Raw genomic sequence first — 7,545 nt, forward strand, 5'->3', positions numbered from 1 at the left:
AATGCATATGCTCTTACTTTATAATAATAAGTTGTTCCGGTCGATAGTCCTATATTATTATAGCTTAATACTGTTCCTTCTACTATCCCTGCTAATGAATATGTTCCTGTACTGCTTGTTGATCTCCATACTTCATATCCACTTGCTCCAGCTACTGCACTCCAACTTGTACTTATACTATTATATCCTGTTGATGTTGATTTTACGCCTGCTGGTGCAACTGGAACCGGCTTTGCACTTACTATTGGTGAATAGCCACTATATACTTTGGTTGTTCCATTTAATGCATATGCTCTTACTCTATAATAATATGTTGTTCCGGTTGCTAATCCTTTGTTCGTATAACTTGTACTTGTCGTTGTATTCACTAATGAATATGTTCCTGTACTGCTTGTTGCTCTCCATACCTCATATCCACTTGCTCCCGCTACTGCACTCCAACTTGTACTTATACTATTATATCCTGTAGATACTGACTTTATATTTATAGGTGTCACTGGATTACTAATCCATTTTGCATATAAAGTTATGTTACTTGCAACTTTATCAGCTGTAAAATTCCATGGTGTTATACATGTTAATTCCTTATACCATCCTCCAAAAGTATAACCTGCTTTTGTAGGTTCTATTGGTGCTGTTATTAAAGTATCATTATCAGCTTTTACACTTCCTACAACACTTCCACCTTCACTGTTAAATGTTACTGTATAATTTATTGTAGGCAATTCTTGGAATGCTATAGAGTTACTACCTGCATAAATCTGTGCGTAAGAACCTCCAAACCCCTTCATTTTAAAATTCGAATTACAACTACTGAATGTTAAAAAGCCAATACTAGAAACACTTTTGGGAATGGTTACTTCTGTTAAAGATGTATCATAATAAAATGCATAATCCCCAATACTTGTAACACTGTCTGGAATTATTATATTTGTAAAAGCATAACAATGAGCAAATGCATTAAAATCTATGATTTTGACAGTGTTTGGGATTGTTACGTTTGCGAGAACTTTGCACATAATGAAAGCACGATATCCAATTTTCGTTACGCCGTTTGGGATTGTTATATTTTTAAGAGCTGTGCAATTTTCAAATGCACTGTTTCCAACATTCGTAAGACTACTTGGAAGTGTAACTCCTTCAAGAGAGAAACAATTGTAAAATATAAAATCACCGGTATTCGTAAGATTATTTGACAATCTTACACTTGACAAAAGTTGACAGTTATAAAACAAATAATTTCCTACACTTGTTACACTATCAGGCATTACCGCAGATCTAAGAGCCTTACAGTCCTTAAACGCACCTTCGCCAATGCGCGTGACATTATTTGGAATTGTTATATTCGTAAGAGAAAGGCACTCCAAAAACGCATAAGTTCCAATACTTGTAACACTATTTGGAATTGTTATTCCTGTTAATGCTTTGCAATCTTGAAAGGTAGAATTTCCTATACTACTTAGATTAGTTGGAAGTGTGATATTCGGAAGTGATATACAATATGCAAACGCACTATCTCCTATGCTTGTAACACTATTTTGTATTGATATGTTTACAAGAGACGAGCAATAATAAAATGCAAAACTCCCAATACTTGTAACTGTATCTGGAATTGTTACACTGGTTAATGGTTTGTATTTAAAAGCATTACTTCCTATACTCGTAACAGTATGTCCATCTATGGAACTGGGTATTGTAATATTTGTATCACTACCGTTATAACCTGTTATCGAATATGTTACTCCATCATCAGACTGCCAAGTAAAACCATTTGCATCTGTTCCTGTTGTAGTTGCTGCTGTTCCTGTTGTAGTTGCTGCTGTTCCTGTTGTAGTTGCATCTGTGCCTGTTGCAGCAGCAGGCATGACATTTAAGTTTACAAATAAACTTATCAAAACAAATATTGACGATATCCTCTTCATTTTTCTGTTTTTCATCTCTATCCTCCTATCAAAAATAAAAATATTTTTTTTAATAGATAAAACTATAATACTATTACTATTATCGTATTTTTCTTTTTTTTCTTTAATTTCTTTTTTACTCCCGTTAAACAAAAGTTTATCAAAAAACCTCCGTTACTTATGATACGGTTCACCGTAACGCATCTAAATGAGGTTTTACACTTTTCTGTTTCTTCAATCAAAAAAGGGCATTCTTCGCTCCATTCGTACAGTTATGGCGAATGGAACTCCGGTAAAAGTTATATCCGTTCAAATTATCACAAGAAAAGTGAATGGGTTGCCACCCTTGCTTCTTCAATTGTTGGAACTTTCAATTGCCCGTTGAATCGCATAAATAACTCCAGTATGCATTCCTTCATGGTGTAAACTAAACGTGAGAATTTCTCCTATTGTTTCCATCCTAAAACCAAGCCGTACATAGGGTTTTTTTGATTTTTCTTGCAGGCGGTTGCCGAGAGATTCCTTGATGTAAGCAGTTTGCTTTTTTAATTCATAGGTTAAGGTTTGCAACGTTGGAGGTTCAACTTGCCATTCGCTTGGCTTCGTCCGATTACCAAATAGGGTGACAAATTCTTGGGAAAGTTGTTGCGTTAACCCTGCAAAGTTCGAAGCAAGCTGATCCTGTACAATTAAAATATGACCAACGTTCCAACGGATCGTATTATTAAATCCCTTAGGCATAATATCAGCCACATCTTCTGTGGTGTATTCCAATTTTTGGATAGTAATGACTCGAACCACTTCTACTTGTCTCAGCACTATATCTTTCGTCATAATACTCCTCCTCAATCAAAGCCACGGATTAAATTTTTGCATATTACACCACTACGGGTGGTGTTTAAATTTCTGTTTAACTTGAATCCTCTCCTTATCCTCCAACCTCTTTTTTATCCATTAAACTCTTATGTATCCAAATAGTTGCTGCAGAACCTTCACCCATATCTATCGTCACTTGTTCCAAATGTACAATCACATCACTTGCTGCCCATACAGGTATATTCGTCATTTTGGTTCGCGGGTTGACAACAATAGGATGATTTTCAAGAAGTCCGCCCCCTAATTGCTTCGCAAGGTTCCACTTCACTTCACCCCCAAATGCAATAAAGCCTCGTTCACCCATAATCTTCTTTCCACAATTTCCTCTTTTTATCTTAAAGGAAAGTGGATTGCCTATTTTACCTCTAAAGTTTTACCAAAGAATGAAATCCATCCACATAGTTTTAATTTAAAATTTAAAATAAAAGCCGATGTGTCTGGCACTTTTAAAGTATAATGAACCATATTCAGATAATGCATATGATATTTCTTGGAGAGAATTCTATTCATATATCGAAAAAACAAAAAACGAGGTTAAAAAATGAGTAAAAGAAGTTTTGCGGATTATCATGTAAGCGATGAAATAAAAAGGGCACTAGCATTGTTAAAATACGAAACCCCAACAGAAGTTCAGAGTGAAGTCATTCCATTAGCATTGGAAAATCAAGATCTAGTCGTAAAGTCTCAAACAGGAAGCGGTAAGACTGCCTCCTTTGGAATTCCTATTTGCGAAATGATTGAATGGGAGGAAAAAAAACCACAGGCCTTAATTCTTACCCCAACTAGGGAGCTTGCGGTTCAAGTCCGCGAAGATATTACGAATATCGGAAGGTTTAAACGCATTAAAGCAGTGGCCGTCTATGGAAAAGAACCTTTTACGAAACAAAAAGAAGAATTGAAACAAAAAACTCATGTAGTTGTCGGTACGCCTGGACGGGTCCTAGACCATATTGAACGAGAGACCCTAGTTTTAGATCAAGTAAAGTTCCTCATCATAGATGAAGCGGATGAGATGCTGAATAGAGGTTTTATCGATGAAGTAGAAGCGATCATCAAAGAGCTTCCTTTAGATCGGGTAACGATGATCTTTTCTGCTACCTTACCTAAAGATGTGGAAAATCTCTGCCATAAATATATGAAAGATCCCATTCACATTGAGATTAGAACAACCGGGGTAACGGCCGATACCATTGAACATTTTTTAATTGAAGTGAAAGAGGAGGAAAAGTTTTCACTCCTTAAAGACGTCACAGTTGTAGAAAATCCAGACAGCTGCCTCATTTTCTGCCGAACCAAAGAACACGTTGATGCCGTTTATGAAGAACTAGAAAAAGCTAAATATTCTTGTGAAAGACTCCATGGGGGACTAGAACAAGAAGATCGGTTTGCTGTTATGGAAGGCTTCAAAATGGGGAACTTCCGTTATCTGGTGGCCACCGATGTAGCTGCCAGAGGTATTGATATTGATAATGTGACACTTGTCATCAACTATGACGTCCCTATGGAAAAAGAGAGCTATGTACACCGAACCGGGAGAACTGGCCGTGCCGGAAATAGAGGAAAAGCCATTACGTTTTCGACACCTTTTGAAGGCAAGTTCATGAAAGCAATTGAAAAATACATCGGCTTTGAGATCCCTACTATAGAGGCTCCTAGAGTTGAAGAAGTGGCTGGTGGAAAAGCTGCTTTCGAAGAAAAACTTAGCGGCAGAAGAGTTGTAAAAAATAATAAAACAGCCCGAATCAATCAAGGTATTATGAAACTCCATTTCAACGGCGGAAAAAAGAAGAAAATTCGTCCTGTTGATTTTGTAGGAACGATCGCAAAAATCCCTGGAGTCACAGCAGATGATATTGGCATTATAACCATACAGGATACTATGTCCTATGTTGATATTCTAAACGGAAAGGGTTCACTAGTTCTACAAGCCATGGAGAATGCGACTATCAAAGGAAAGAAGTTAAAAGTGAGCAAAGCAATTAAATAAAATTGTTTAACAGTAATACCTTAAATCCCCCTCACTTTAAAAGATAAGGGGGATTTTGCCTACATTTGGATTTAAGATAACACAAATCCAAAAACCCTAATGAAATTAAACTATTCATGCCAAGTCTCATGGTCGGGTTATTTGATTCCATTACAAAAGTCAGTATGTCACAAGATGATAAATTTAAGGTTTTATATTTTATTTATTTCTAATAATTACCTCATTTTACTTATGATAAGGTTCACGGCACCTATTTATGCGGCATTTTATGTCTTTTCTACCATATCCAATTCTCCCTATTTCTTTAGAGCTTTTGTCCATTAGAGTGAATAACTTCTTGGTACCAATAAAAACTATATTTTTTTATTCTTCGTAGATCCATATTGTCATCATCGGTTCCATTAATGTAAACAAATCCATATCGTTTTCTAAAACCGCTAGTTGTGCTTAATAAATCCATGTACGACCATGGGCAATAACCAAATAATTGGACACCATCGCCGATGGCTAAACGGCACTGTTCAAGGTGTATTTTCAGGGCTCACAAACGCCCCGTGCAGGGCAAGCAAGATTTCCTTTTAAAACAGCAATTCCGCCTTCATGGTCAATTGGTTTCTCCAATGAATAATTGATTTCACGTTCAAGCACTGCAGATCCGTTTAAGTTTTCACGGACAGTACTACCTATAACTGTCAATGTATCTAAATTTAAATGAACAGAAAGTTCGTTTATAAGTGCCAGAATACTACCAGCCCTCTGTAAATTGTTTGTCGTAAATTCATTATTGTTTGGTGTAACGCTGGCAATAAACGGGACTTTCCAACTAATTTCATCGAATATATCAAAAGGAAGTTCCACACCCGCTTCATGGGCGATCGCCGGAAGTTGGAGGCAGTCGTTTACAGAACCTCCCATGGCAAGAAGAACAGAAATAGCATTCTTGAAGGCATCAATTGATATCTTAAGAATTCTTTAAGGTTTTAAAAAAAATGTTAGAAAGTGATAAAAGGGTTAAAAAAAAGCAGCTCTTAAAAGCTACTTTAAATAAGTTCCAATTATTAAGGCTAAAAACTGTCTCTATTTATGATATGGTATTGAAAACGAAATAGCCGTTAAGATATAATCTCAACAAGCATAATTTCAAGATTTTACGAAAATACAGCCAATTTCACGTGGAATTTGCTAGAGTAATACATTTTTTCCAATTCACAATAAAGATGAAAAAATTACCCAACTTTTAATTTAAGTAATGGTATAATATTAATAAACTTTATAAAATATTGACAGTGTTCAAAAGCACTAAATGATAGATATAATATCGGGAGTGGTACTGTGGATGACAAATATTGGGTGCGTTCGCTCGAACGGGCAAATCTAGTATTGAATTTAATTGCTAAAGAACCAGGAAAATTCAGATTGATAGATATTTCAAAATCCTTGAATATTAATAAAAGTTCAATTTTCTCAATATTAAATACACTTGAATTTTTAGGATGGGTTACCAAAGAAAAAGGAAACACATATAAATTGGGACCCACCTTGGGAGCATATATTACAGCTTATTCTCGTAATTTTAGCTTATTAGAATCATTTAATATGGAAGCAGAAAAAACACTTGAAAAGTTAGATGAAAATATTCTATTGGGAGTTCTAAACGGCAATAATGTATTATGTTTAGCAGCACAAGAAAAGAAATCAATTGTACGAATAGCCACCGATGTTGGTATGCAGTTTCCAGCACATGCAACATCCTTCGGAAAAATCCAATTAATTAAATATAGTTATTATGAGCTGATAGACCTTTATAATGACCAAGAGCTAGAACAGTTTACACCTAATACAATAAAAACAGTAGGTGAGCTTTGGAACCAATTAGAGTCGGCTAGGTGGTCTGGCTATACTATTGATGCTGAAGAATATTTACAAGGATGTTATAGTATTTCAGCACCTGTATACAACCATAAAAATTCGCTGATTTGTGGAGTATGTTGTACAATGCTAGAAAATAGCTGGAATGAAAAAAAAGATAAGGCAATTCAAGAAATTTTGGATTTAGCTAAGAGGTTATCTGAGCGTGCTGGATATACCCAACCGTAATGATTGTGGCTTTACAAACAATATAAGAATTGAAAATGAAATTGCCTCTTTGATCATTATTTTCGTGTCTTTATAAGAGAGGTCCAAAATATTATTTCATAAAAATTTTTCTTTCTATTGATTGACAAACTATATTTATTCCAATATAATAAAACTAAATTTAATATTTAATAAACGATGAAGGAACGAAGTAGCAATTTGTCCCTGTTTTTTAGAAAGCTAAGGGTTGATGAAACTTAGCACAAACAATTTGCGAATTACATTCTCGAGTTTCTTAGGTAATTCTAAGCGGATGAACAATCCGATACTATTGTAATGAGCGGTATTAATAGTTTTCCTATTAATACAATTAGGGTGGTAACACGGTTAACTAATCGTCCCTGTGTCTATTATTAGACATGGGGACGTTTTTTTTTTTACAAAAGGTTTTGACGAATATTGCATCTTTGGTCATTCTTTTCATGTTCTTTATGGAAAAGATACCTAGAATTTTCAAACTGTTGATTGAAAAATCATATCTATATCAATTTTATAATGTAAAATTTAATATTTTATGACAATGAAGGAACGAAGTAGCAATTTGTCCCTGTTTTTAGAAAGCTAAGGGTTGATGGAACTTAGCACAAACAAATTTGCGAATTACACTCTCGAGTCTCTTAGGTAATGCTAAGCGGATGAACAATC

Annotated in this window: 5 protein-coding genes, 2 pseudogenes and 1 other annotated feature; of the genes and pseudogenes, 2 read left to right on the forward strand and 5 right to left on the reverse strand. The window is 35.1% G+C overall.

The features are described 5' to 3' along the window. The 3 genes and pseudogenes from V7083_RS15445 to V7083_RS15455 all read right to left on the reverse strand — a co-directional run. Positions 1–2,054: leucine-rich repeat protein (locus V7083_RS15445; protein WP_335479383.1), on the reverse strand; the 2,054-nt coding region annotated here is incomplete at its 3' end. 201 nt (positions 2,055–2,255) lie between these two features. Beyond that, entirely contained in the window at positions 2,256–2,735 is a 480-nt protein-coding gene (locus tag V7083_RS15450) for a DinB family protein (RefSeq protein ID WP_335479385.1), read from the reverse strand. 94 nt (positions 2,736–2,829) lie between these two features. Next, a pseudogene (locus tag V7083_RS15455) lies at positions 2,830–3,093 on the reverse strand (pyridine nucleotide-disulfide oxidoreductase); the annotation flags it as partial. Positions 3,094–3,318: 225 nt separating this feature from the next. Between V7083_RS15455 and V7083_RS15460 the strand changes: the two are divergent. After that, the gene (locus V7083_RS15460; protein ID WP_335479388.1) at positions 3,319–4,764 is read left to right on the forward strand and encodes a DEAD/DEAH box helicase; all 1,446 of its coding nucleotides are present in this window, start codon (positions 3,319–3,321) and stop codon (positions 4,762–4,764) included. Between the two features lie 304 nt (positions 4,765–5,068). Here V7083_RS15460 and V7083_RS15465 read toward each other — a convergent pair. Further along, a pseudogene (locus V7083_RS15465) lies at positions 5,069–5,302 on the reverse strand (family 1 glycosylhydrolase); the annotation flags it as partial. Beyond that, a complete protein-coding gene (locus V7083_RS15470; RefSeq protein WP_438823734.1) occupies positions 5,299–5,733 on the reverse strand; it encodes a dihydroxy-acid dehydratase domain-containing protein in 435 nt (144 codons plus the stop codon). The pseudogene V7083_RS15465 and the gene V7083_RS15470, both read right to left, overlap by 4 nt. A gap of 363 nt (positions 5,734–6,096) precedes the next feature. Between V7083_RS15470 and V7083_RS15475 the strand changes: the two genes are divergently transcribed. Continuing rightward, a complete protein-coding gene (locus V7083_RS15475) occupies positions 6,097–6,861 on the forward strand; it encodes an IclR family transcriptional regulator (protein WP_335479391.1) in 765 nt (254 codons plus the stop codon). 168 nt (positions 6,862–7,029) lie between these two features. Continuing rightward, positions 7,030–7,246, forward strand: a binding site (T-box leader). Positions 7,247–7,545 lie beyond the last annotated feature (299 nt).

This window comes from Bacillus sp. JJ1764, assembly GCF_036962145.1.
Classification (GTDB): domain Bacteria; phylum Bacillota; class Bacilli; order Bacillales; family Cytobacillaceae; genus Neobacillus.